Source organism: Paenibacillus glycanilyticus, from assembly GCF_051200795.1.
Lineage (GTDB): Bacteria > Bacillota > Bacilli > Paenibacillales > Paenibacillaceae > Pristimantibacillus > Pristimantibacillus glycanilyticus.
On sequence record NZ_CP195155.1, the window covers coordinates 3,547,044 to 3,569,445 of the forward strand.

General features: G+C 50.9%; 26 protein-coding genes. 4 read left to right on the forward strand and 22 right to left on the reverse strand.

The window, feature by feature from the left end:
* Position 1: 1 nt before the first annotated feature.
* Together ACR9FF_RS16335 and ACR9FF_RS16340 are read right to left on the reverse strand one after the other, a co-directional pair.
* Positions 2–481 (reverse strand): MarR family winged helix-turn-helix transcriptional regulator, encoded by a 480-nt coding sequence (locus ACR9FF_RS16335; RefSeq protein WP_435163047.1) that lies wholly within the window; start codon positions 479–481, stop codon positions 2–4.
* 198 nt (positions 482–679) lie between these two features.
* Complete coding sequence (locus ACR9FF_RS16340; RefSeq protein WP_435163049.1) at positions 680–2,083, reverse strand: MFS transporter; 1,404 nt, start codon at positions 2,081–2,083, stop codon at positions 680–682.
* Between the two features lie 142 nt (positions 2,084–2,225).
* Here ACR9FF_RS16340 and ACR9FF_RS16345 point away from each other — a divergent pair, with 142 nt between their 5' ends.
* Positions 2,226–3,116 (forward strand): LysR family transcriptional regulator, encoded by an 891-nt coding sequence (locus ACR9FF_RS16345; RefSeq protein WP_435163051.1) that lies wholly within the window; start codon positions 2,226–2,228, stop codon positions 3,114–3,116.
* 60 nt (positions 3,117–3,176) lie between these two features.
* Here the strand turns inward: ACR9FF_RS16345 and ACR9FF_RS16350 are convergent, their stop codons facing one another.
* From ACR9FF_RS16350 to ACR9FF_RS16390, 9 genes are all read right to left on the reverse strand, one after another.
* Positions 3,177–4,061, reverse strand: a complete 885-nt coding sequence (locus ACR9FF_RS16350; RefSeq protein ID WP_435163053.1) for a tetratricopeptide repeat protein — start codon at positions 4,059–4,061, stop codon at positions 3,177–3,179.
* A gap of 24 nt (positions 4,062–4,085) precedes the next feature.
* A complete protein-coding gene (locus tag ACR9FF_RS16355; RefSeq protein ID WP_435163055.1) occupies positions 4,086–5,042 on the reverse strand; it encodes an ATP-binding protein in 957 nt (318 codons plus the stop codon).
* Between the two features lie 44 nt (positions 5,043–5,086).
* A complete protein-coding gene (locus ACR9FF_RS16360; RefSeq protein WP_435172136.1) occupies positions 5,087–6,187 on the reverse strand; it encodes a threonine aldolase family protein in 1,101 nt (366 codons plus the stop codon).
* The gene (locus ACR9FF_RS16365; protein WP_435163057.1) at positions 6,175–6,897 is read right to left on the reverse strand and encodes an SDR family oxidoreductase; all 723 of its coding nucleotides are present in this window, start codon (positions 6,895–6,897) and stop codon (positions 6,175–6,177) included. The genes ACR9FF_RS16360 and ACR9FF_RS16365 overlap by 13 nt, the downstream gene beginning before the upstream one ends.
* A 161-nt stretch (positions 6,898–7,058) precedes the next feature.
* Positions 7,059–7,598: a hypothetical protein gene (locus ACR9FF_RS16370; RefSeq protein ID WP_435163059.1), complete on the reverse strand. Its 540-nt coding sequence runs from the start codon at positions 7,596–7,598 to the stop codon at positions 7,059–7,061.
* A 299-nt stretch (positions 7,599–7,897) separates the two neighbouring features.
* On the reverse strand, positions 7,898–8,410 hold the full coding sequence (locus ACR9FF_RS16375; RefSeq protein ID WP_127495120.1) for an acyl-CoA thioesterase: 513 nt from the start codon (positions 8,408–8,410) through the stop codon (positions 7,898–7,900).
* A 40-nt stretch (positions 8,411–8,450) separates the two neighbouring features.
* On the reverse strand, positions 8,451–9,410 hold the full coding sequence (locus ACR9FF_RS16380; protein WP_127495121.1) for a nucleoside hydrolase: 960 nt from the start codon (positions 9,408–9,410) through the stop codon (positions 8,451–8,453).
* Between the two features lie 113 nt (positions 9,411–9,523).
* Positions 9,524–10,804: a D-alanyl-D-alanine carboxypeptidase family protein gene (locus tag ACR9FF_RS16385; RefSeq protein ID WP_435163062.1), complete on the reverse strand. Its 1,281-nt coding sequence runs from the start codon at positions 10,802–10,804 to the stop codon at positions 9,524–9,526.
* Positions 10,805–10,821: 17 nt separating this feature from the next.
* A complete protein-coding gene (locus ACR9FF_RS16390; protein WP_317981980.1) occupies positions 10,822–11,667 on the reverse strand; it encodes an HAD-IIB family hydrolase in 846 nt (281 codons plus the stop codon).
* A 155-nt stretch (positions 11,668–11,822) separates the two neighbouring features.
* Here ACR9FF_RS16390 and ACR9FF_RS16395 point away from each other — a divergent pair, with 155 nt between their 5' ends.
* The 3 genes from ACR9FF_RS16395 (at position 11,823) to ACR9FF_RS16405 (ending at position 13,601) form a co-directional block, all read left to right on the forward strand.
* Positions 11,823–12,131 (forward strand): hypothetical protein, encoded by a 309-nt coding sequence (locus tag ACR9FF_RS16395; protein WP_435163064.1) that lies wholly within the window; start codon positions 11,823–11,825, stop codon positions 12,129–12,131.
* A gap of 42 nt (positions 12,132–12,173) precedes the next feature.
* Positions 12,174–12,815, forward strand: coding sequence for a cysteine hydrolase family protein (locus ACR9FF_RS16400; protein WP_435163066.1), 642 nt, complete (start codon positions 12,174–12,176; stop codon positions 12,813–12,815).
* 138 nt (positions 12,816–12,953) lie between these two features.
* The gene (locus tag ACR9FF_RS16405; RefSeq protein WP_435163068.1) at positions 12,954–13,601 is read left to right on the forward strand and encodes a metal-dependent hydrolase; all 648 of its coding nucleotides are present in this window, start codon (positions 12,954–12,956) and stop codon (positions 13,599–13,601) included.
* A 102-nt stretch (positions 13,602–13,703) separates the two neighbouring features.
* Here the strand turns inward: ACR9FF_RS16405 and ACR9FF_RS16410 are convergent, their stop codons facing one another.
* From ACR9FF_RS16410 to ACR9FF_RS16460, 11 genes are all read right to left on the reverse strand, one after another.
* On the reverse strand, positions 13,704–13,976 hold the full coding sequence (locus ACR9FF_RS16410) for a HesB/YadR/YfhF family protein (RefSeq protein WP_127495127.1): 273 nt from the start codon (positions 13,974–13,976) through the stop codon (positions 13,704–13,706).
* Positions 13,973–14,188, reverse strand: coding sequence for a DUF3006 domain-containing protein (locus ACR9FF_RS16415; RefSeq protein WP_435163070.1), 216 nt, complete (start codon positions 14,186–14,188; stop codon positions 13,973–13,975). Before ACR9FF_RS16415 ends, ACR9FF_RS16410 begins: the two co-directional genes overlap by 4 nt.
* Before the next feature lie 20 nt (positions 14,189–14,208).
* A complete protein-coding gene (locus tag ACR9FF_RS16420) occupies positions 14,209–14,931 on the reverse strand; it encodes a metallophosphoesterase (protein ID WP_435163072.1) in 723 nt (240 codons plus the stop codon).
* Between the two features lie 75 nt (positions 14,932–15,006).
* On the reverse strand, positions 15,007–15,513 hold the full coding sequence (locus tag ACR9FF_RS16425) for a metallophosphoesterase family protein (RefSeq protein WP_201008937.1): 507 nt from the start codon (positions 15,511–15,513) through the stop codon (positions 15,007–15,009).
* Positions 15,514–15,554: 41 nt separating this feature from the next.
* Positions 15,555–15,923: an ArsR/SmtB family transcription factor gene (locus ACR9FF_RS16430; protein ID WP_127495131.1), complete on the reverse strand. Its 369-nt coding sequence runs from the start codon at positions 15,921–15,923 to the stop codon at positions 15,555–15,557.
* Between the two features lie 89 nt (positions 15,924–16,012).
* Entirely contained in the window at positions 16,013–16,684 is a 672-nt protein-coding gene (locus tag ACR9FF_RS16435; RefSeq protein WP_127495132.1) for a ThuA domain-containing protein, read from the reverse strand.
* Positions 16,685–16,703: 19 nt separating this feature from the next.
* Positions 16,704–17,159 carry a VOC family protein gene (locus tag ACR9FF_RS16440; protein WP_127495133.1) on the reverse strand — a complete coding sequence of 152 codons (456 nt, stop codon included), beginning with the start codon at positions 17,157–17,159 and terminating at the stop codon, positions 16,704–16,706.
* A gap of 124 nt (positions 17,160–17,283) precedes the next feature.
* On the reverse strand, positions 17,284–18,327 hold the full coding sequence (add, locus tag ACR9FF_RS16445) for an adenosine deaminase (RefSeq protein ID WP_435163075.1): 1,044 nt from the start codon (positions 18,325–18,327) through the stop codon (positions 17,284–17,286).
* A gap of 151 nt (positions 18,328–18,478) precedes the next feature.
* Positions 18,479–19,720, reverse strand: a complete 1,242-nt coding sequence (locus tag ACR9FF_RS16450) for a pyridoxal-phosphate-dependent aminotransferase family protein (protein WP_435163077.1) — start codon at positions 19,718–19,720, stop codon at positions 18,479–18,481.
* Positions 19,717–20,973 carry an allantoate deiminase gene (gene allC, locus ACR9FF_RS16455; RefSeq protein ID WP_435163079.1) on the reverse strand — a complete coding sequence of 419 codons (1,257 nt, stop codon included), beginning with the start codon at positions 20,971–20,973 and terminating at the stop codon, positions 19,717–19,719. The genes ACR9FF_RS16450 and allC overlap by 4 nt, the downstream gene beginning before the upstream one ends.
* Before the next feature lie 15 nt (positions 20,974–20,988).
* A complete protein-coding gene (locus tag ACR9FF_RS16460) occupies positions 20,989–22,389 on the reverse strand; it encodes an allantoinase (RefSeq protein ID WP_435163081.1) in 1,401 nt (466 codons plus the stop codon).
* Between the last annotated feature and the right edge of the window lie 13 nt (positions 22,390–22,402).

The window sequence follows — 22,402 nt, forward strand, 5'->3', positions numbered from 1 at the left end:
TTTAATCCTCCTGCTTCTGATTATCTTTGTTGTCATGATTTTTGATACCGTAACCGATCTTCTTCATTACATCGATTAACACGAGCTTCTCCTCGTCCGTTGCGTAAGACAATTGTTCGGAAATAAATTGAGCGTGCTTTGGAAAAATGCCGTCAAAGCTGCTTCGTCCAGCGGTTGTTAAGGAGACATTCGTTTTTCTACGGTCTCCCGGAATAGGAATCCGTTCCACCAATCCCTTTTTTTCAAGCTTGTCCACCACATAGGTGATACTCCCGCTTGGAATAGCAAAGGTATCGCTGATCTTCTGGATCGGATGAGGACCTCTATTATAGAGAAACTCCAAAATGCGAAAGTTCTCAGTACTAAGCCCGTAACTTTCAATATCCTGCTCCAAGCTCGCATACAACTCTTTTACCATATTTCTCAATACGCGAATTAGCTTTAAATCAAGCTCCATTCCTTCAGCATCGCGTTCGGACATCTGCATCCTCCTATCTCAGGTGCTATTTAGGCTCAGTTAATATCCTAACATTAGTTATTCTAACTTTAGGATATTTAATTGTCAATCTAATCTTAGCAACATTATTTAACATAATGAAATTTATCGTATCCTCTATAAGGAGAGTCAATGCTTTGTCCGAAAAAAAGACCGAACTCGTCTGAGGTCGGTCGGTTTTTATTATCTTTGATTACTCAACATATGCCCATTGGTATTCGTCTTTTTCTTGCGGACATATACGCTGCGATACAGAAGAAGCAAGCCGATATGAATAAGAGCCAAAATAAGATAAAGATTGCCGAATACAAAGGAAGCTTCGTTTGAATGCCAAGGGATCCAGCTCGACCGGGCGCCGTGGTCCATCACTTTGCCGTATATCCCGGTAGAGACCGCGCCGGAAAGGAAATTGCACAATGTTAATAAACCCATTCCAACCCCAATCTGATCCCGGGGAATGCTGCGCGAGATGGTATTGGATAGTACGATTTGCATGAACATCTGACCCACATTGCCAAGAGTGAAAATCAATCCAATCAGAACGGCTGGACTCCCTGCAAATAACGATAACAGAAGAAAACAACTGAATAATAATAACGACGCCGTGTGATACACGAAGGAATTGCCTTTGATATCCGCCAACTTCCCTACTTTTCGACCTAAATAAGCCGACAAGCAAGCTCCGGGAACCATGACAAAGCCAATTAAACCTGGCTCCAACCGATTGATATCCGCCAACAATTGAGGCGTTAGAAACGGCAGCGCGTAACTGACGCTCATCACGATAGCCGCAATCATTAATCCCATTAAATAAATGCGATCCCTCATAAGCGCCCGTGAGATAAAGGGATCAGCCGCTGTACGTATGCGCCACAAGAAACCGATAAGCAGCAATGCACTGCCTGCTCCCAGCCACATGTTCCCTTGCGTTATCGCAAGCAGCAACAGGGCTACCGTCCCCGTAAGTAGTCCTCCTCCAAGCCAATCAATAGGTCCGCCTTCTTTTATATCCGAGCTCAAATGCTTGCGGTAGAACGGCAAAGTGACGAGAATAAGCAAAGGAATCGCGAACAGCCATCTCCAATGGACAAATGATACCAATAGTGATGAAACAATAGGTCCAATCGCGTTGCCAAGCGCTAATCCGGTAGCCGAAATCCCCAGGGCATGCCCCCTTCTTTCCGGTGGGAAATAGCGGACTGGAATTAACATGGCTAATGCCGGAATAACGGATGCGCCCACCGCTTGCAAAATTCTGGCCATCAGCACGAAAGGATAAGATCCCGCGAGCAGCCCTAGCAAAGAGCCTGAAGCAAATACGAGAAGCCCAAAGGTGATCAGATTTTTGGCCTGATAACGATCAAGCAGCTTGCCGTAAATAACGGAACCCACTGCATAGATCAGTAAATAGGCCGTTGATACCCAGCTGACTTGAGCCATGGATAATTCAAAGTCGGTCCGGATCTCGGGAAGAACAATATTGAACATCGTTGCGCTCATGGAAGATATAATCAAGGTGAACGCAAGAAGCTTAATGAGCACGTTTCCTATAGCCGGTTGTGTAACGTCAGGTTGTTCTGCTGGCATTGTGATTTCCCTCCTGCATCTCTTTATATTTACCAATATACCCCTCACAAATGATAAATGATAATATATATTATTGTATGTTATTATATACTCCGGTATATGGAAACGAAGGTAACAAAGAAAGAATGGGGAGGTTTACTTATTGGAACTGCTTCAGCTTCATTATTTTCGTACGGTCGCGAAATACGAGCATATGACAAAAGCAGCCGAAGTGCTTCGTATTGCTCAGCCTGCGCTTAGCAAGACCATCTCGCGACTGGAAGATGACGTTGGCGTCGCCCTGTTTGACCGGAATAACCGGCAAATCCGGTTAAATCGTTTCGGTAAAGCTTTTCTGCAGCAGGTTGAGATTGCGCTTGGAGCGCTTGATGAAGGACGAAGGCAATTGACGGATATGCTAGGCACGGAGCAAGGAACGATACGGCTCGCTACCCCAACGCTTAACCGCCTCTCTTCCACCATAAGCGAATTCCGCAAGGAGAATCCGGAAATTATTTTTCGCGTGACCCAGATCCCACCGGCCTCGTCGAGCGATATGGTCGGACTGCTGGAGCGCGGCGATGTAGACCTCTGCTTCATTGCCGCACCGCTGAATCAATCCTGGATTAAGGAGCAAATGGTATGGAAGGCGGAAGTATGCCTTGCCGTACCGATCACCCACCCCCTTGCGGACAGAGACACGATTACCTTGATTGAAACGGCAAATGAGGCCTATATCGAATATCATGCGGGGCATCCATTCCGTCAAATTAACGAAGCTTATTGCGAAGCCGCGGGTGTATCCCGAAATATCATTTGCGAGGTGGATGAGCCTTCCGCGTTATGGAGTCTTGTTCAAGCGGGGCTTGGCATTGCCTTTGTACCGAGAAATACGAATGAAGATCCCCATGTTAAGCTACTAAGCATTCAATCGCCGGTCTGTGAACGCGAATTCTCCATTGCCTGGAATGAAAAGCGATACTTGTCCCGCGCTTCAAGGCGGTACCTGGAATTCCTGGAGTCCTACAAGCAGCACGATCTAATCGGACAATAAAAAACCGGATCGTTCTCCATAAGAGAATCGATCCGGTTTCGCTTGTGTTCCGATATATGCTCATGTCCGCCGCCTGCGCCAGCCAAAAATCTTTACATGAACGATGGCTTTGGTCGACCAATGGGCAATGAGATGAAGAATAATAAAGGCAAAGACGAGGGGCTTGAACAATAACCAACATACCGCCCACATGACAAAAATTTGCCAAGGCTTCATTTTACGGAATATTTTATTAGGCCACAAACAGATCCGGTAGAGTATATATTGATTCTGAAGCGACTCCAGGTATTCGTCTTGATACTGCTTCTCGTCCGGATTTAACCGTACCGCGCTTTGCATGTAAGTCTCGTGCAGCTTATAATCCCCTCTTCTTGCAGCCGACCAAGCTAGATACATCAATACAATCGGTTCCTCTGCACCGTACCTTAGCGCTTCGCGTTCCGTCTCTCTGGATACGGCATCATTTCCAAGCAGAGCTTCCGTGTAGCTGAGAATGGACAAATACTGCGGATTCTCGGGTTCCAGCTCTAAGGCGATCCCGATTTGTTCCTTGGCTTCCTTGAATTTGCCCTTCTTGTTCAACTGATTAGCCTGCAAGTAATAATAATGCGCCTCGTAGGGGTCAATTCGCAGCGCTTCCCGGACCGCTTGATGAAAGGCCGCCTCGTTGCCGGTCTCGTAAAACAACGAAACGCGCACATACCAGCCCAGATGGTGCTCAGGATCGCGTTTTAACGACTCATCCACCCAATGCTGGGCTTTCTCGTAATCCCCCATTAATACGCAAATTTGCGCGTATAAAGCGTAGGGATCCGGACTATGTGGATCATCCCTTAGAAGCTTCTCCGTTTCAATCAAAGCTTCCTTATATTTCTTCCAGGACATCAGCTGGTAAACGTTCGTGTAGCCTGTATGAGAGGATGGGGTTAATGTCTCTTCTTCCAATACTTAATCCTCCTCCCGAATCGTCTATTTTATCCCATGCTTCTTTGCGTAATCCAGCACAATCTTGTAATCTCCGTTCACGTCGCTGAAGGTGGCATAGTTTCTGGCCGTCGCAAACCATTCGATCGTTGTCGCTTTCCGCTCTTTCAGCGCTTTCCGGAGATCATCCTGGGTGATCGGCTGAATCTCTCCGGTCTCGAACGTTCTTTCCATAGCCGAGGTTACGGCATCATTAACAACCTGCTCCAGATCCGCGCCCGAGAACAGCTTTGTCTCTGCGGCAAGCTTGTCAAGATTCAGCGTGCTCGCAGGCTTGCCTGCAAGCTTCAGCCGCAAAATGGTAGAACGTTCTTCCTCCTCCGGCGGCGGTACAAACACTAAATGATTGAACCGTCCAGGGCGGCGCAAGGCGGAATCCAGATACCAGGGCGTATTGGTTGCCCCAATGACGAATACTTGGTCGTTGCCGGATTGCAGCCCGTCCAGCTCCGTCAGAAGCTGATTGACGAGCATGCGCTCATGATGCTGCCTCATCTGATGACGGCTGCCGCCCATTGCGTCCAGCTCATCGATGAAGATGACGCAAGGTTTATTTTCCCGGGCTTTCTGGAATACATCGTGCAGGTTATGCTCGCTTTGACCAACATACATCGACAGGATCGCCTGCAGCTCGATATGAATGAAGTTCGCGTCAATCTCGCCGGCAACAGCCCGGGCAAGAAACGTCTTGCCGCATCCCGGAGGTCCGAACAAGAGAAGGCTGCCGCCAGCCTCTTTGCCATAAGCTTTGAAGATTTCCGGCTGCTGCAATGGCAAAATAAAGTTCATGCGGATCTTCTTCTTCACTTCCTCCAGCCCGCCAACATCCTCGAAGGTTTCTTTCGGCTTATCCGATTCGACCAAGGAATGCTCATCCTTATCGAACTGCATCAGCTTCAGCTTATTTCTTCGCCTCTCCGAAAGTTCATCATAATCCGACATTCTGGGATTCCTCCTTCACCGCTATATAGAAAATAGTATCATATTCATTTCGCCGTTTGTTTTACTTTCTCGTGAAGCAGCTCGAATGCCTGCTTTAACCGGTCTTTCGGAATCGCAGGGTAACGGTCTCCCAAGCTTACTTCATAGTAAGAAGCACCTTCCCCCGCGTCGCGGACATTACCCGTCAGGCCGATCCCGGTCTCTTCATATACGGCGATCAAGATAGTCTCAAAGGTTTCTTTCGGAAAAGCCGCGTGAACATGGAACATATTGGACACCGGCACCAAAGGGCGGGTCGTTACGCCTTCAATGCCGCTATTGTACAAGCCGGCCAATTCGACGGCAGAACGGTAATACTGCTCCATCTTCGGAAGCCGTTCGTCAAACGCTTGATCCGCATTCAGAATATAGGGATAAAGGCTGATCAGATCACCGCCATGGCGCCGTTTCCAGATCTTCGATTGCTTCGTGAACTCTTCCCCGCCGGCAAGAATGGCTCCGGCAATTCCGCCGATGCCTTTGTAAAAGGACACATAAACGCTATCAAACAAGCTGCATACTTCCGCAGCCGACTTCCCGTAGTAAGGCAAAATCTCATACAGTCTAGCTCCGTCAAGATGAAGCCTAATGTCTCTCGCGCGGCAGTAAGCCGCAATCGCCTCAAGCTCCTCGAAGGCAGGCAGCTGTCCTCCGATTTCACGCTGGGGCAGTTCGAGCAGCAGACAAGCAATGCCATCCTCCATGCTCTTCACATCGTCTAGCGTGATTAACCGATCTTTATCCGACAACAGAACAGGCTCTATATGGTGAAGCTCCTTGAGTCCGTCCTGCTCATGAATCTCCAGATGGCATAACGGATGGTACGCAACCTTGCGGCTGCCCTTTTCCTCGCACCATAGCCGCAGCGCGATTTGTTGAGCCATCGTTCCGCTCGGGAAAAAGACCGCCGAAGGTTTTCCCAGATAAGCCGCTATTTTCGTCTGAAAGTCTTCGATAACGGTGCCCGTACCGTAAATATCGCTGTCTATTTCGCCGTCCAAGTGATCAAACGTATCCTTAAGAACCTGAACATTTCGTTTTCCGTGTCCGACTACCGGGTATTCCGCTGTGTTAAAAGCTTCTAGAAGTGTCTTTACCAATTTAATTTCCTACCTTCATAATCTACGTATTCGCATTCCATTTCAGCTGCATCTCTGGATAATGCTGACTGGATAACCCTCGTAATCCCTGCCGCAGACTGCTGGGGAGTCAGTTCAGCCGCTTCATCCAGCTTGCCCTGCATATGCGTCTTCACCCAGCCCGGATGAATGACCAGCACGCGTCCTCCCTGCGGCTTCAGGCCGTTATGTATAAGCTTCGACTGCATGTTTACCGCCGATTTGGACATGCAGTACGCATACCACGCATCACGCCGGCAATCGGTAATGCTGCCTGCTTCCGAGGAGATATTTGCAATCAGCTTGGAATCGCTTTGCAGCAGAAGCGGCGTGAACGTGTGGCTCATGCGCAGGCTGCCCAAGGCATTCACATTAAAAACGCTCAGCATTTCTTCGTAATGAAGCTCCCCGAGAATGGTATTTCTAATATCTCCCAATATTGCTGCGTTATTTATAAGGACATCAAGCTTATCGGTCCTGGACCGTACCCATTCGTAAGCCTGCTTCACGCTTGCTTCGCTTGCCACATCCAGCGGGAACACCGTCAGCTGCTCGCCGTATTGCTGCTGCAGCTCTTGCAGTCCGGGGCTGTCCGCGTACTGTCCCGCGAATACGCGGTTGCCGTCCTCCAGCCATTTGGCGGCAAGCGCCAAGCCAACCCCGCGATCCGCGCCTGTCACTAGCAAAGTTCTGATCATCCGTATCCCGTCTCCTCTCCCTGTCTGCTCACGCGTATGCCGTCCAATCCGGCCAGAGCAGTTGTTGCTTCCTCAGTATAGCATACAACCAACCGCATGAAATCGTTTACGCAGGCCGCATAAGGAAAAACCGCTGCCGGGTTCGACAACGGTTTTTCGCCTTACTCTGCTAGCTGCTTGCTGTTCTGCTCCAATTCTTCCAGGCTGTTCTCTGCTTCCGCCTCGTGGGCAGCAGCAATCTTAAGCCGGTAGAGATCCCTGTAGTTTTGCAGCAGAGTTGCCTCTTGTTCGTGAATAAGAGCCGTGAGCTGCTCAATGCGCAAATCCAGAGACACGCCGTGTTCCAGTATCTCTTCCTCCACAAGCGGAGGCTCGTAGATTAGGGTCTTGCTGCAGCCGAAGGTTGACTCCGCCCATTCATTGGCGTCATCCTTGCTGCTATGCTTATAGATTTCCACATACGTATCAAATAGCGCATTAACGGCCTTTCGGCAATCCCAGCCTAAAATAACAAGACCTTCTTTGGCTTTGTTCACCGCGCGCATGAGCTGGAAGTCGTTTAATCTTCCGCGTTCGGCTTCTACACGGTCAATCTCCGCGACGAATACTGGATATGCGCGGCAAAATAATGCGGCAGCAGCGAAAAATTCCTCCTGCGGAATGTTGGTGGCATCCTGCTGCGGTTTGGAAGCTTGCTCCATTTTGTCGTCATTCCCCTCTTGCCAGACTTCCTTAAGCCGGATTAAGCATAACCCGATTATAAAAGTATATGTAACATCGCGGAATGAAGCAAGACCGGGCCGCCATGACTTTACTACCATATTCGTATATAATAGATCAAAGATCGATGTACATAGAAAGCTGGTGCTTAAATGAATGGACGTAAAGCGGTATATATTATCATAGGATTATGCGTGGTTCTAGCCTTATTCGTATACGGGTGTATCCACTATGCAGTAAATGCGCATTCGAGCTGAATGCGCATTTTTTACGTCCATTATTAATCCCACGGATGGACGACTGTCAAATAATCCGCGAATTTCTTGCTTTCCTCGCGGCGGATTCGCCGCATCTCCGCACGATGCGGAGCCGTCTCGTACAGCTTGAACTCTTCTTCGGACTCCGGCATGACCTTAGGCACGGGTACCGGATGCCTATTCTGATCCAGAGCAACGAAGGTCAGGAAAGAGGTTGCCGCAACGATGCGCTCACCGGTTAACAGATCTTCTTTAATGACCTTAACAAACACTTCGACGGATGTACGGCCCGTCCAAGTAACGAAGGACTCCAGACAGACGGAATCCGATGGCCGGATCGGCTGCAGAAAATCGACGGAGTCGGTTGAAGCCGTTACGACGGCTCGACGGCAATGCTTGGTTGCGGCAATGGAGGCAATATCATCGATATAAGCCATTAGCTTGCCGCCAAATAACGTGTTGTGGTTATTCACATCCGTCGGGAAAATTCTGGACGTCTTGTAACATCTGGATTCTCGGGAATAACGTTGTTCCATTTCAGCCATCTTCTTTCCTTGTTATTCAAACTACCTGTCCTTAAGGCGCAAGAAATACGGACAACATTTGCCGCAGAGCACGGTCGGCATCTACTTCCAGGCAGAACGTAATCTCTCTACCGACAGCCGGAATGACCCGACGATCCGTAATGATCATGCCTGCCGTCAAGTCATGTCCGCAGTCGATATCCGCATGCATGACTCTCGTGTTCACAAGAGACGGGTTAACCGCTACCAGCACCGCGAGCGGGTCATGCATCGGACATTCGCCCAGGTACTGATTCGTCTGGAGATAGAAATCGAAGTACTTTTCGAGCGATGTATGTAAAAAATCTACGATTGGCTGCTTGTTATCCGGTGCAAGCTGACGAAGCTGGGCCAGGTGACCTTTGGAAAGTCTCGTTTCCAACGTAACATCCAGACCTACGATCGTAAGCGGCACCTCGGAACGGAATACTTGCTGAGCCGCCTCCGGATCGCCCCACAGATTCGCTTCGCTGACCGGAGTAACGTTACCCGGAGCAAAGACGGTTCCGCCCATCACGACTACTTGGCGGATCTTGCCCGCAATGGATGGATCCAGAGACAAGGCCAAGGCAAGATTGGTCATGCGGCCAACCGTAATCACAACCAGCTCGCCAGGGAGTTCGTGGGCTTTGCGGACGATAAACTCTGCTGCCGATTCCTTCAGGGGCCGCTGCTCCGTTGGCGGAATCTCCGCATCGCCAATTCCGTTATAGCCGTGAATATGCGGCACCGGGCCGGCATATTCGCGTTTAAGCGGACCGGAAGCACCTGCCGCTACCGGCACCTCATAGCCGCAATTCGCCAGCTTAATAAGCCGAAGAGTATTTTCCGTAGCTTGTTCCACATTAATATTTCCGAAGCCGGTTGTTAATCCTTCAACATGAATTTCCGGCGAGAGCAAGGCATACAAAATCGCCAGTGCATCGTCAATCCCCGTGTCTACATCCAAAATAATGCGTGTCTTTGTGTTCATATTGCTATTCCTCCTGTCCGAATACCTCTATTGTAATCGAATTCGACAAATTTTGCCTACCCTAGATGAAACGGAAGAGCCAAGACTTCTTAAGTCCTGGCTCTTCTGCATGGTTATTTATATAATCTTCTTCTGCGCTGCCTTACATACATGATTCTTCCTGCTAACAGCATGAATAGCAGCATGACGGACCAGGTAATCGCAACCCCCAGATTCCAACCGGAGAATTTAGCGGATTGACCGCTGCCTTTTACCGGATTGGAGTTGGTAACCGAAGCAATCTGAACCTCCGCCTGCTCGGCAAGCGGAATGATCGGAACTAATGCTCCCGCTGTTTCGGCCGGATTATAGACTTCCGAAGACTGAACATAGACTTTGCCATTGGAGTCGACCGCTACGGTAGGAACAACCCCGTCCTTGATCGTTACAAATAACGGCTTGTCGGCTATAAATTCAGCGGGTTTTCCCGTATCCCGCGTTACGAATGTCCGCTTCTCGTCGGCAGCCATAACCTGCTTGCTTGTAAAATGGGCAAAACCATAATCGAGAAGCTGCGTCATATCCTTATAAACGCCCGAATCGGTAGAGCCTTTTAGAATAACGCCGATAAGCTCCGTATCGCCTCGCTGAGCCGCGGAGACCAAGGTATACCCTGCAGCTTGCGTAAAGCCGTTTTTGACGCCAATGGCGCCTTCGTAGCTCCCCAGCATCTTATTATGATTTTCGAGCTTGGAGACCCACTCTTCTCCGACCCATGGCTTCGATTTGGTTGCTACAACCTGACGAAACTGCTCGTTTTGCATAGCATATTGCCCGATCCTGGCCATATCTCTGGCCGTCGTATATTGATTCTCGTCCGGCAAGCCGCTTGGGTTCACGAAATTTGTATCCCAAAGCCCAAGCTTACGCACAAATTCATTCATCCGCTCGGCAAATTGCTCTTTTGTTCCGTCGATATGCTCCGCAATGGCCGTTGCCGCGTCATTCCCGGAGTTAATGAGCATCCCTTCGATAAGATCCAGCATGGGCTTCTGCTCGCCTTCCGCCAGATAGATCCGGGTGCCGTCCTCGTTCCGCGCCGTCTTGGAGACGGTTACGATGTCGGATGGATTGGATTGCTCCAGCGCGATGATGCCGGTTACAATTTTGGTTATGCTGGCCGGATACAGCCGCTCCGTTTCATTCTTGGCGAACAACACGGCGCCGGACTTGGCATCGATCAGGATCGCGGCTTCGGAATGCGTCGTTTCCGGCAGCTGCTCTACCGTCTGGTCTGCTGGCTGCCCGGTTTGTTCTGCCGGCGGCTGCAGGGATTTTTCCGCAAAAACAGGTTCGGCTGCTAGTATAACGAGAAAAATGAACATCATTGCTATCAAGCCAGGAAGTCTTCTCATAATTCCCCTCTTTATTGTCATGTAGTCAAACGAGACCGTTCTACCGCTATATATCGGGCGACCGCATCCTCATTACTGGTGCCGACGATGCAGTCCGCCAATTGTATGATTTGTTCATGCGCATCCGCGACGGCTATTCGGGTTCCGGCTTCACGGAACATGCCTAGATCATTGAGGTTGTCTCCGAATACCGTTACGTCTTTTAATTCCGCTCCAACGAGCTTTGCCCATAACCTCGCCCCTTCGCCTTTATTCGCCAAGGGATGACTCATTTCGAGGAAATAATGATCTTTAATATACGCGTCTTTTATGAACTGAATGTGAACAAGCCCTCCAAACAGCCGCTCGGCGGCCTGTTTCAATGGTAAAAGCTCCTCATAAAGTCCGATAAAGGAGAGGATGAGCGAACGGAAGGAATCATGGATATGAAGAAACTCTAGCTCCGTAAACCGCGGATCTTGGGGTCTGCTCTCATAAAAAGCAAGATCGCCCGCTCGGGTCAGCTTCTCATGCAGCACCTTCTCCTCATCGTCTTCGTTCAGCGCGAATACCAGCGGAGCAAGTCCGTGCTGCCGTCCCGCTTCCAGAATGTCATTCGATAATTGGGGACTAAGCCAATGACCGCCTAATACCCGCTTCCCTTCAGGATCGAAAATGACGGCGCCGTTATACAGTACAACCGGATAACGCCATGGAATGGACGAAGTAACCTTATAAGAGCTCGCATAACTTCTTGCCGTTGCATAGCTGATAATCGTACCCGCTTCCAGCGCTTCCTTAAGCTGAGCGATCGTGTAATCCGATAAAGACTGATCCGAACGCAGCAGCGTGCCGTCCAGATCCGTTAAATAGCAGGAAGGCATATTTAATTCCTCCATTAGATTCGATTAGTCCGTCCGAAAACCATGAATCGCTATGGCAAAATAGACAATTGTATTCTGACTGCTTTCATATTACAATCCGTCTATTATGAATATTTTTTCGTAAATTATATTACCTTCTTAAAGGAGAAATAGCAATGAATTCAAAAGAAATGGAACAGATTATCATAGAAAGCTATAAACGGGATGAGGATACGATGATTCTTATGTTCGCCCAGTGGTGCGTCAATCATGGGCTGGATGCCGCAGAACTCTATGCTCGGGCCTATCCTGAACAAATAGGCAATAGCCGTCTGCTTGAAGCGATCCCTTTAACGGCGCCTAAGGAAGAAGCCGACGATATCGACGACGCTACGGTTTTGCAGGTGCTGTCGCTATTTGGCAATGAAGAGCTTGCCTTCGTCGTGTCCGAAGAGATTGACCGCCGTCCGCGCAAGCATCGTTAGCAATCGAATACATAGCTGCATCCAAATAAAGGAGGTTGTTATATGGAAAAATATACAAAACCGAACTTTAACCGCTGTGCAGTCATTACCATTGATACACAAAATGATTTCAGTCTGCCTGGAGCGATTGCCGAAATTAAAGGAACCTATGAAGTCATACCAAGAATGAAGCTTATATTGGATGCCGCAAGAGCTTCAGGGATTCCGATTATTCATGTCGTGCGGCTCTACATGGAAAATGGTTCAAACGTCGACCTTTGCCGCAAAGAGCTGATTGAATCCGGCGTTGCCATTGTCCGCCCGGGCACTAAAGGCGCGGAGCTTGTGGAGGAAATTATGCCGGCTGACGCCAAGACGGCTGATCCACGGGTATTGCTCGAGGGCGGCTTTCCTCTTATAGGGCCTTCCGAATGGATGATGTATAAACCGCGCTGGGGCGCTTTTTACCAAACGGGGCTTGAAGCCTTCCTGCGGGATAAAGAAATCGATACGTTAATTTTTATCGGCTGCAACTTTCCCAACTGCCCTCGAACCAGTATTTATCAAGCAAGCGAACGGGACTTCAAGCTTATCCTGGTGGAAGATTCCCTCTCGGGCGTTTATGAACAAGGTATAGCCGAAATGAAGAACATTGGCGTCCGGATCTATCAGACCCAACCGCTCCTTAATGAATTGCAGCAATAGATGCTTTATAGGACTTAAAATGGGCTGAGTTAACGTATGAATATTTATGTTAACCAATGTGGCAATAACCGAACGTATGCGCTATAATAGTTAAGCGAACATATGTTTGATAACCGCAAATCAGTCACGGGAGGTCCAATGAAAGGCACGACTCATCTTACTATCGGCGTTGCGATTGGCTCAGCCGCTGCAGCTCATTATCCGTTTACTCTCGTTAACGCAGCGACTTATATTGCCGTCGCCGCATTTTCCGCCTTAAGCGCCGATCTTGACGGGCCTAGCCTATTAAGCTCGAAAGCAAGCAAAATCTCCAAATGGCTGCATGGCCTTCTTCTCGGAAGCGGCTGGCTGCTGACCGCCGTTACGGCGTATTTGTACTTCAGCGATCATTACATAAACATCCCGCTTGGTATTGCCTGCGCCGCTCTTCTGCTGCTCGGTCTAGTCGTACGCAGCGGCACGATCCGGAATGCCTTGGTAAGCGCCGTAGGCGCTGCTCTGATCTATGGCGGAATAACGATGAGCATGACCTGGTTAATCGGCTTTGGCGTTTTTGTCGCTTGGGTGCCTTGGCTTAAGCATCGAGGTCTAACTCACACGGTATGGGCGGTTGTTGCATGGGGCGCCATTGCTTGGGGTCTGGAGAAGCAGCTGCAGCTGGAAGGCATTATGCAGATTGCCGTCGCCGGCTACTTATCGCATTTGATTGCCGACACGTTAACGCCAAGCGGAGTGAAATGGCTGTACCCGCTCGTTAAGAAATCCTTCAAGCTGCCTTTCCTATAACGATTAAGGCATGCCGCCACATGAAGAAAATGAAGAAAAGACGCTTCAAAACCATGTGTTTACAAGGTTGAAGCGTCTTTCTTTGTATCTTTATAAGCGGGATTACCGAATAAACACGATATTGTCATTGCGGCAGTCGATGGTAAGATCCTTTCCATCCATATACCACGCATCATTTTCCTCCATGTAGAACGTAATGCCGTCTTCCACCGTCGATACGGCCGGATAACGGGCGGTATCCTTCATGATGCCGAATGCGAAGGCGTCCTCTCCGCCGCCGCTGTACCGGACAAAGATCCGCACGCTGTCATTGTTCTTGAATCCCCATTCTTGTTTGAAAAGTGCCGTTGCGGCAGAAGTAACGCTCATTTTCATCGGTTCTTCACCTCCTCTTCCCGTATTTTCACCCAGACTGTCCCGCTCCAGCTCACCTGATCGCCAACAATCAGGTTTTCCGAAGTCTTGCTTCGGGGGACATGAACGGACTTTCCTTCTACCTCAAGCCGCACCTGATCGTCCGTAATGCCTGCGACTATTCCGATGCGTTCCGTTCTGCACGACTTCGGCTGTTGCTCCTGATTCGCCACGGCTTCCCGCTCCCCGCCTGCTACAATTGATGAATGGTGACTTCGCTTCGAATGAGAAAACGGGCATTTGTGCCGGTTTGGCTGATTCCTTTTGAAATATAAATCATGCCGTTCTCCATCCGATGCATCCCTTTATAGATTCCTGCCGCAGGCAATGCGCCTTTCTTCAAATACTTGAACAGGAACGGCAGATGAAACTGCATCCCGTGAAAATGCCCCGCCATCAAGTACGCGAACGAGTCCTTGATATGCAAAACGACATTGGGATCATGCGTCAGTACGATGGATGGTTTGCTCGAATTCGCCTTGGCGAACGCGTGTTCGGGATCGCTTTTCTTGCTGGTCCAATCATCGATGCCGATAAATTGATAGTGCCCTTGATCCAGAACTTCATTGTGCAGCAGACGAACTCCGGCGCCTTCCAGTATCTTCGTCAATTGCTTCAGGGCATCGGGAGGAAGATGATGATCATGATTCCCGTAAACCGCCAGGATAGGCACTCCTGCCGATGCCAGCTCTTTTATGTAACGCTGCATTTTGTGAAGATACGGGGCAAGCTCCGTGAAATCTCCCGTTATCACAATATACGAGGGCCTCTCCGTCTTTATTAACCGGGTTAGCCGGCTAGCCGGAATACGAATATGCTCGATATGAATATCGCTGATTTGGAGAACTTTTATACCTGCTCCCGTCTTATAATGGACTCTCTCGACCTTCAGCCATTGCGTAGGGAGAATAAACAAACCGTAGATCAGCGCAATTAGGGCTACCAGCCCGATTAGGATATAGACGATTATACCAGCCTCCCCTGCAGCTCTTCACACCTTATTATCGTAAAAAATATGCCTGGCCTTCAGTTCGCCCTCCGTAATGCTCATTATGCCGAACGAATATTGGGGCTGCTTGCGCTTTGCCGTCGCCGAACCGGGATTAAACAGCAGGATTCCGTTCTGTTCCTTTAGAAATGGAACATGGGAGTGGCCAAATACGATCGCATCGACCTGTCCCGCTTCAAAAGACAAGGCCGCATTCTGTTCCGCCTTCTTGCTGGAGTATGGAAGATGGCCGTGCACAAGGCCAATCCGTTTCCCTCCGGCCTTGACGATTTTCTTAAAGCCCAGCTTCTTGACGATCGTTTCCCCGTCATTGTTGCCGGCAACGCCTTTTACCGGCGCAAACTTAGACAATTCCCGGTATACGTCGGAGCTGGTCCAGTCGCCCGCATGGAGAATCAGATCAGCGTTCGCAAGCTCGGAAAGAAGCCTTGGCGGAAGAGCCTTCGCCATACGCGGCATATGGGTATCCGAGACGACGACAATTTTCATAGCAAGCAACACTCCTTTTTGCCTTCCGGATTTCACGTCAATTAGGCATAATGCTGCACATGCTGGAGCGTCTGAATAAAGATTTCCTTCACATGATCATCGTCAAGCGAATAATAGACCGTCTTGCCCGCCTTCCGACGTTTGACAATCCTGACATTGCGCAAATACCGCAGCTGATGGGAGATAGCCGACTGCGCCATGTCGAGCACCTGGCATAAATCATGTACGCAAAGCTCCCGGTCCAGCAGCGCGTAAATCATTTTTACCCGGGTTGGGTCGCCAAGCGCCTTGAACATTTCCGCCAAATCGATGGCGGTTGGCTCTTCCATCCTCGCATTTGCCAGATTATCGCTATGAAGCTCCGTGCCATGGCACGTATCGTCACATTGATCATCGATCAATTTTTCCATTACGAGCACCACCTTATGTACATACCGACATTATAGCAGAAAAAGAAGAAGCTCCTCTATAGAAGGAGCTTAATCGGGAATCTGCGGTTTTATGCCCGTGCGCACCAGCGGATGCAGGCTTCGACCAATTGTTTCATCTCGGTCAGGATAAGAGTGTGAAGATTATGGGCAGGGGTGAGGCAGCATACCCGTCCTTTGCCGTACGGATGCGACCAGCCGCCGATGGATTCTCCATCCTCCGAGTAGGTGCGCATAAATACATTGGTGTTAGCTTCGTCGCAAGAAACGAAATAGTGCTCTTCCATCGATTCAAAGCCAAGCGCCGGGTTTACGGCAAAATGGTTCGTTGAATCCGAGGAATGGCTCGCCACAGGTTCAAAGCGAACCAGCTTCTGCTCGGGATGGTACTTGAAATATCCGCGCGTCATCGAGATATACGCGCCGTCCTCCGGGTAGGAGGCAAGTCCGGAATGCCAGGAGAACCAGCCGCCGCCTTCATAGACGTATTGAAGCATCGCCTGCTCCGTCTCGGAATCCAGCCAATGCGCGGGATTCTCGTCGGCCGGATTGATCTTGTCATCCTTGAAGAGGATCACTGCGTCCGGCTTATCCAGAAGCGCTTTCGCTAGATGGTCGGCCGTCGTATAAGCAAGGCTGACGTTACCGCTCGCGAGCCAGGATGCGAGGCTTTCCTCAAGCCCTTCTTGGATGGCCGACTCCGGGTGATAGTAATCCCCGACTACCGCTAATAGTCTATGCATGATGATGCCCTCCCCGCCGTTATTTATCGTTCTCCAACAGTTCGATTAATACCTTAAGCTGCGGAGCGGAATCGAAATACGCATAACGTCCGCCGGTATATTCGCCCTTCTGCTGCAGCTTCATGCCTTTGCTTTCCATGATGGCGATTTTCTCTTTCATGCCTTCCACCACAAACGCGATATGATGCGGTCCTTCCCCATGCTCCTCCAGATGATTCCGCCAGGTGCTTGGGTGCAAGTCCGGCTCAATCAGCTCGAGCTGAAGGGAATCCATATCGAAAAAAGCCAGCTTGGCGCGTGCCTCTGAAGGCTCGCCTTGAAACTCGGTTTGCGCTTTGTCCGGGGTATCGGTCCAGTTCCACCCCGGTTTTTCTACGCCGAAGAAGTTCGCGTACGCTTCACTTACGGCCTCGATATCATGCACGAGAATTCCGATTTGGGTAATCATTTTGGTTCCGATTGCCGATTGACTCATTATAATACCCCTTTCTTTCCGGTCGCTGTAATGGGCAGGAGTTGAGGAAACAGAAAACGTTTTCTCCCTGTATTGGGAGGTTCGCCATTCTCTCTATGATCCCTGCCGATAGGCGCAAAAAAGATTAGAGGGTATAGCCAAGCTTTTGCAAGGCGCTGCGAACGGCCGCTTTAAGCTCTTCCTTTTCCTCGCCTTGAAGGAAGGCTGCTTCAGCGCTATTAACGGTCAGCTGTGCAAGCTCTTCAAGCGTAAAGCCGCAATGCTCCGCGAGCATCTCGAATTCGAGATTCATGGTAGTGCCGGACACTGTCATATTATCCGTATTCACCGTAACCAGAATCCCCTCGTCCAGGAAGCTGCGGATCGGATAATCCTCCCAGCCCGGTACCGCTTTGGTCTGAATATTGCTGACCGGACACATTTCGAGCGGAGTTCGGGTTGTTCTAACCAATTCGATGACCGACGGATCCTCGGTAATGCGAACGCCATGGCCAATCCGGCTGGCACCTAACCTCGTAATGGATTCTCTCACGTTAGCCGCGCCACCCGCTTCGCCGGCATGAATCGTTATTGGCAGCTCGTAGCGGCTGGCCAGCTCAAACGCTTCTTGATGGAGAGCGGGCGGGAATCCCGCTTCGTCGCCGGCAAGATCGACGGCAACCACGCCTTTTCCGTAATACTCCCGGGCCGCTTCGATAACCTCTAGGTTTCTTTCTACCGTATCATGACGCATGCAGATAACGATAACTCTAGCTTTGACCCCAAACATTTGTTCGCCCTTCTGCAATCCGGCAATCGTATGCAGAATCGCTTCGCCTGCAGACAGGCCTTCAAGCGTATGAAGTAAAGGCGCGAAGCGTACTTCGATATAAAGGCAGCCGGAAGCGGCCGCCTGCTCGACCACCTCTTCCGCGATACGTTCAAGCGATTCGGCCGTCTGCATAAAGGGCAGCACAAAACGGAACTTGCTCAGATATTCAACCAGGCTGGTACAGGTCTCGTCAATTTGCATCCATGGCGTCAGATCGCCTTCCGCCCCTTCCGGAAGCGGCTTTCCTTGTTCCTTCGCGAGCTCGCGGATGGTATCCGGCTTCACGCTGCCGTCCAAATGCACATGCAGATCGATCTTGGGGAGCTCTTTTATTTGTTCTAGTAGTTGTTCATTCATGATGGGATGTACACCTTCCTTCCGTGACGATTATGGATATCGGTAAGCGAAAACGGCATCTCCCTTCCTGCGGCAAGCAAAAAGGTGGACACCGTTTCTCAACATATACACATCGTTCAGCTGTCGAAACTTATGTTGTTCCGTCATTTTACTATGTTTGATCGTAAACATCCAGCGCCGCCTGCAAGCCCGCTCCGGCATGAAGCTTCGCCCCGTGGCGAATCAAAACGGCCTCTAGCGCGCCTAGCAATTGAAGGACATTTTGCTGGCGGCAGCTATAGCCCATCGTGCCAATCCGCCATATCTTCCCCTTCAAGCTGCCAAAGGAGCTGGCGATTTCGATGCCAAAGGCGTTCAGCAGCATGCCGCGTACGGATTCGCCGTCGATACCGCTTGGAATCGCAATGCAGGTCACAACCGGCAGCTTGCAGGACGGATCGCCGTACATAGCAAGCCCCATTGCTTCCAAGCCGGCTATAAGAGCGGATTCGTTCAACCGGTGGCGGGCGAAGCGCTCCTCGAGACCCTCCTCCAGCACCAGACGCAGACCTTCGCGGAGCGCGTACAGCATCGAGGTCATCTCGGTATGATGATTAAGCCGGGCCGGGCTCCAGTAATCCTGCAGCTGGGCGAGATCGAAATAGTTGCTTTGAATGACGGGACGGCGTGCAGACGCGTTATCGAGGTTGGGTTCATGCGCTGCGCGCAGCCCTCGTTCAATAGACTTGCGGGCGTTAATCTTGACCGCCGCGATGTCATTGTACGTGATCGGTGCCATTCCGGAAGGCACGGAGAGGCATTTTTGCGTTCCGCCGATAACCGCGTCGATAAACCATTCATCCGTATTCACCGGAACGCCGCCGATCGTTGCAACCGCGTCAACCACAAAGAGAATACCAAGTTCGCGGCATGCCTTGCCAATCTCGGCAAGCGGCTGCATCCGTCCGGTCGACGTTTCCCCGTGAACCATCAGCACAAGCGCCGGCTTCTCCCGGTGAATGGCGTTGATCACGTCCCCGGGATCAAACACGGTTCCCCATTCCGCCTCGATAATAGCGACTTCGGCGCCAACCCGCTCCGCAATTTCGTACAGAAGATTGCCGAACCGGCCGTAGATTGGAATAAGTACCTTATCTCCCGGCTCGATCAGGCTGGTAAGTACCGCTTCTATCCCGGAGCGGGAGGTTCCGTCTACCGGAAACGCCCAATGATTCGTTGTACGGAACAAGGAGCGGAGCATTTCCATCGTATCGTTCATGTAAGACGTAAATTCTGGATCGAATTGACCCAGAATCGGATAAGAGAGTGCCCGGAGTACTCGTGGATCGACTTCCACCGGACCGGGGGTCATAATCGTCCGTTGCGATGGGGCTAATTCGGCGTATCGTTTCATGGCAATACCCCCTCGTAAGCTAACTCGTATAGTAAAGCGGCCAATACGGATACCCCTTCGGCCAGCTCTTCAGGCGACGTAAATTCCTGCGGCGAATGGCTGATGCCGGATTGGCTTGGCACAAACAGCATCGCGGTTGGACACTTACTCGTAAACATCTGAGCATCGTGACCCGCTCCGCTGACCATCCGGCGGTAAGGAAGAGACAAGTCATTGGAGATGCGCTCAAGCTTGTCGATCAACTCCTTGCTCATCGGCGCAGGCTTTGCTTCCAGCCAGGGAACAATCGAAAGCTCGAGTCCCCGCCATTTGGCAATTTCATTAAACTTGGCGATCGCGCTATCGCAAAATTTGGAAATGACGGCTTCGTCTATATGACGGACGTCTACTGTAAAGCTTACTTCACCCGGAACGACATTTGGCGTATTCGGCAAGCATTCAATCCGTCCGACGGTGGCAACAAGCGGTTCTCCGCATACGAGAGCATCGGCTTCAAGCTGAAGAATCATCTCCGCCGCTCCAACGAGCGTATCGTGGCGCATCGACATCGGCGTCGTACCGGCATGGTTCGTTTCCCCTCGCACCGTTACGACATACCGACGCTGCCCGACTATCGCTTCAACAATTCCGATTCGTTTGCGCTGACGCTCCAGGACCGGACCTTGCTCGATATGAATCTCGACAAAAGCACCGATATCTTCCCGCTTGCTTGCATCCTGCTCCGGCTTGCCGAAGCCCGCGGTTTCCATCGCTTCCTGAAGGCTGACGCCGCCTGAATCAAACACGATTCCGCCGCTCTGCCAATCGTAGACGCCGGTCATATTGCCCGAGCCCCAATAGGTGAGCGGAAACCGGCTGCCTTCTTCCTCGCAGAAGGAGACGATCTCAAGTGTGTTAACCGGCTGACCGTACGTATCCTTCAGATAGGTTACAGCCGCGATTCCGGCCGCTATGCCATAAGCGCCGTCATAATGGCCACCGGAGCGTACCGTATCGATATGCGAGCCGGTAAGGATAACCGGCGCTTCCTTGCTGCTTCCCTCCAGCCGGCCGAATAGATTGCCCACCCGGTCGAACCTTACCTCCATGCCGAGTGATTTCATCTTCTCCGCCAGGAACAGCTGTGCCTGCAGCCATTCCGGAGTATATAACAGCCTCGTAACTCCTCCTTGTTCGTCGGCCCCAAAAGAGGCAAGCTCATCAAGAAGGCGGGATACAAAAGAGGCTGCTTCTTGTTCCATCGGAATCCTCATCGTTACAGCCTCCTTTTAAGGGGTTTGTTGAGGCGCGTGTACGGGCTGCAGCAACAGTTGACCTTGCTTCACCGGGTTTACGCCTTGCTCTTCGGTATAGACCGTAATGCCGCGTACTAGCGTTGTTGTCACCTTGCAGGCAAATTTCCGTCCAAGGTAAGGACTAACTTTATGCCTTTGCCACAACTGATCTTCCGTCAGCGTATAGGAGCGGCTTGCGTCCACGAGGACCAGATCCGCATCCGCGCCAACGGCTATTTGACCTTTTTGCGGGTATAAACCAAACCGTTTCGCAGGTCCTGCAGACAAGAGCTCAACCAGCTTGTGCAGCGGGATCCCTCTTTTTATAAAGCCTTCGTCCAGCATGAGTTCGAGGCTGCTTTGCGCGCCGGCAATACCGCCCCAAGCCTCGAAGAAGGAAAGGGATTCGTCGAGTTTGAGCTCCGGCGGGCAAGGAGAATGATCGGAAGCGATAACATCCAGCTTGCCCTCCGCAAGCAGCCGCCACAAGCCTTCCTTCTGCTCTCTGCCGCGTAGAGGAGGCGCGCATTTGGCGGCCGGACCTATATCCGCCATATCCTCATCCGTCAACAGGAGATAATGCGGGCAAGTTTCTACGGTAACCTGAATGCCTCGCTTCTTCGCCCGGTCGATCAGCTCCACCGCTTCCACGCTGCTGATATGGACAAAATGGACTTCACAGCCCGTCTGCTCGGAGAACAGAATGGCTTTGTTTACCGCCTCCAGCTCGGCGATAACCGGACGGGAAGCCACAAAGGCCCGTGCATCTGTCCTTCCTTCCAGAATGGCTTGTTCCGCCAGCGCAGAGGTAATCGCGTCACTCTCCGCATGGAGGGCAACAAAACCTCCCAATGCCGCGATTTTCTTCATTCCTTCATATAGCGTTAAGTCGTCAACCTCGCGGAAACGGCCTTCGCCTTTTCCGCCGGGATTGGACATAAAGGCTTTGAAGCCGCGGACGCCTTCCGCCGCCAGCTTTTCCAACTGATCCAGCTTGCCGGGGACGAGACCTCCCCAGAACGTATAATCGACTGCCGAGTTTCCATTGGCTAGTTCGCCCTTTAAGGCCAGAGCCTCCGGGGTAACCGTCGGCGGATTGCCGTTCAGCGGCATATCGGCGTAAGTCGTGCAGCCGCCGGCGGCAAGCGCGGAGGAACCGGTTGCGAAGCCCTCCCAATGGCCGAAATTGGGTTCATTGAAATGAACATGGATATCGATCATGCCGGGAAGGACGAATTTGCCCTCGGCATCAACCATTTCATCTGCCGGGGAGTCGGCTAGCGATTCGGAGATAGCCGCGATTTTACCGCCGATAATCCCAATGTCCAATCGATAAGTCCCGCCCGGGAGAACAACCTGCCCGTTTAGGATGATGCGGTCATATACTTGGTTCATCCTGCTGCCTCCT

What these genes read in the sequence shown, in the direction of transcription:
- ACR9FF_RS16390 (WP_317981980.1), bottom strand. Translation starts at nt 11,667, where the DNA reads ATGCCTTCCTGCTATTTAACGGATCTGGACGGCACGCTGCTGCGTTCG.
- ACR9FF_RS16425 (WP_201008937.1), bottom strand. Translation starts at nt 15,513, where the DNA reads ATGAAAATTGTCGTCGTCTCGGATACCCATATGCCGCGTATGGCGAAG.
- ACR9FF_RS16430 (WP_127495131.1), bottom strand. Translation starts at nt 15,923, where the DNA reads ATGGAAAAATTGATCGATGATCAATGTGACGATACGTGCCATGGCACG.
- allC (WP_435163079.1), bottom strand. Translation starts at nt 20,973, where the DNA reads ATGAGGATTCCGATGGAACAAGAAGCAGCCTCTTTTGTATCCCGCCTT.
- ACR9FF_RS16440 (WP_127495133.1), bottom strand. Translation starts at nt 17,159, where the DNA reads ATGAGTCAATCGGCAATCGGAACCAAAATGATTACCCAAATCGGAATT.
- ACR9FF_RS16405 (WP_435163068.1), top strand. Translation starts at nt 12,954, where the DNA reads ATGAAAGGCACGACTCATCTTACTATCGGCGTTGCGATTGGCTCAGCC.
- ACR9FF_RS16375 (WP_127495120.1), bottom strand. Translation starts at nt 8,410, where the DNA reads ATGGAACAACGTTATTCCCGAGAATCCAGATGTTACAAGACGTCCAGA.
- ACR9FF_RS16365 (WP_435163057.1), bottom strand. Translation starts at nt 6,897, where the DNA reads ATGATCAGAACTTTGCTAGTGACAGGCGCGGATCGCGGGGTTGGCTTG.
- ACR9FF_RS16395 (WP_435163064.1), top strand. Translation starts at nt 11,823, where the DNA reads ATGAATTCAAAAGAAATGGAACAGATTATCATAGAAAGCTATAAACGG.
- ACR9FF_RS16335 (WP_435163047.1), bottom strand. Translation starts at nt 481, where the DNA reads ATGTCCGAACGCGATGCTGAAGGAATGGAGCTTGATTTAAAGCTAATT.
- ACR9FF_RS16340 (WP_435163049.1), bottom strand. Translation starts at nt 2,083, where the DNA reads ATGCCAGCAGAACAACCTGACGTTACACAACCGGCTATAGGAAACGTG.
- add (WP_435163075.1), bottom strand. Translation starts at nt 18,327, where the DNA reads ATGAATGAACAACTACTAGAACAAATAAAAGAGCTCCCCAAGATCGAT.
- ACR9FF_RS16380 (WP_127495121.1), bottom strand. Translation starts at nt 9,410, where the DNA reads ATGAACACAAAGACACGCATTATTTTGGATGTAGACACGGGGATTGAC.
- ACR9FF_RS16385 (WP_435163062.1), bottom strand. Translation starts at nt 10,804, where the DNA reads ATGAGAAGACTTCCTGGCTTGATAGCAATGATGTTCATTTTTCTCGTT.
- ACR9FF_RS16435 (WP_127495132.1), bottom strand. Translation starts at nt 16,684, where the DNA reads ATGCATAGACTATTAGCGGTAGTCGGGGATTACTATCACCCGGAGTCG.
- ACR9FF_RS16410 (WP_127495127.1), bottom strand. Translation starts at nt 13,976, where the DNA reads ATGAAAATGAGCGTTACTTCTGCCGCAACGGCACTTTTCAAACAAGAA.
- ACR9FF_RS16460 (WP_435163081.1), bottom strand. Translation starts at nt 22,389, where the DNA reads ATGAACCAAGTATATGACCGCATCATCCTAAACGGGCAGGTTGTTCTC.
- ACR9FF_RS16450 (WP_435163077.1), bottom strand. Translation starts at nt 19,720, where the DNA reads ATGAAACGATACGCCGAATTAGCCCCATCGCAACGGACGATTATGACC.
- ACR9FF_RS16355 (WP_435163055.1), bottom strand. Translation starts at nt 5,042, where the DNA reads ATGTCGGATTATGATGAACTTTCGGAGAGGCGAAGAAATAAGCTGAAG.
- ACR9FF_RS16370 (WP_435163059.1), bottom strand. Translation starts at nt 7,598, where the DNA reads ATGGAGCAAGCTTCCAAACCGCAGCAGGATGCCACCAACATTCCGCAG.
- ACR9FF_RS16400 (WP_435163066.1), top strand. Translation starts at nt 12,174, where the DNA reads ATGGAAAAATATACAAAACCGAACTTTAACCGCTGTGCAGTCATTACC.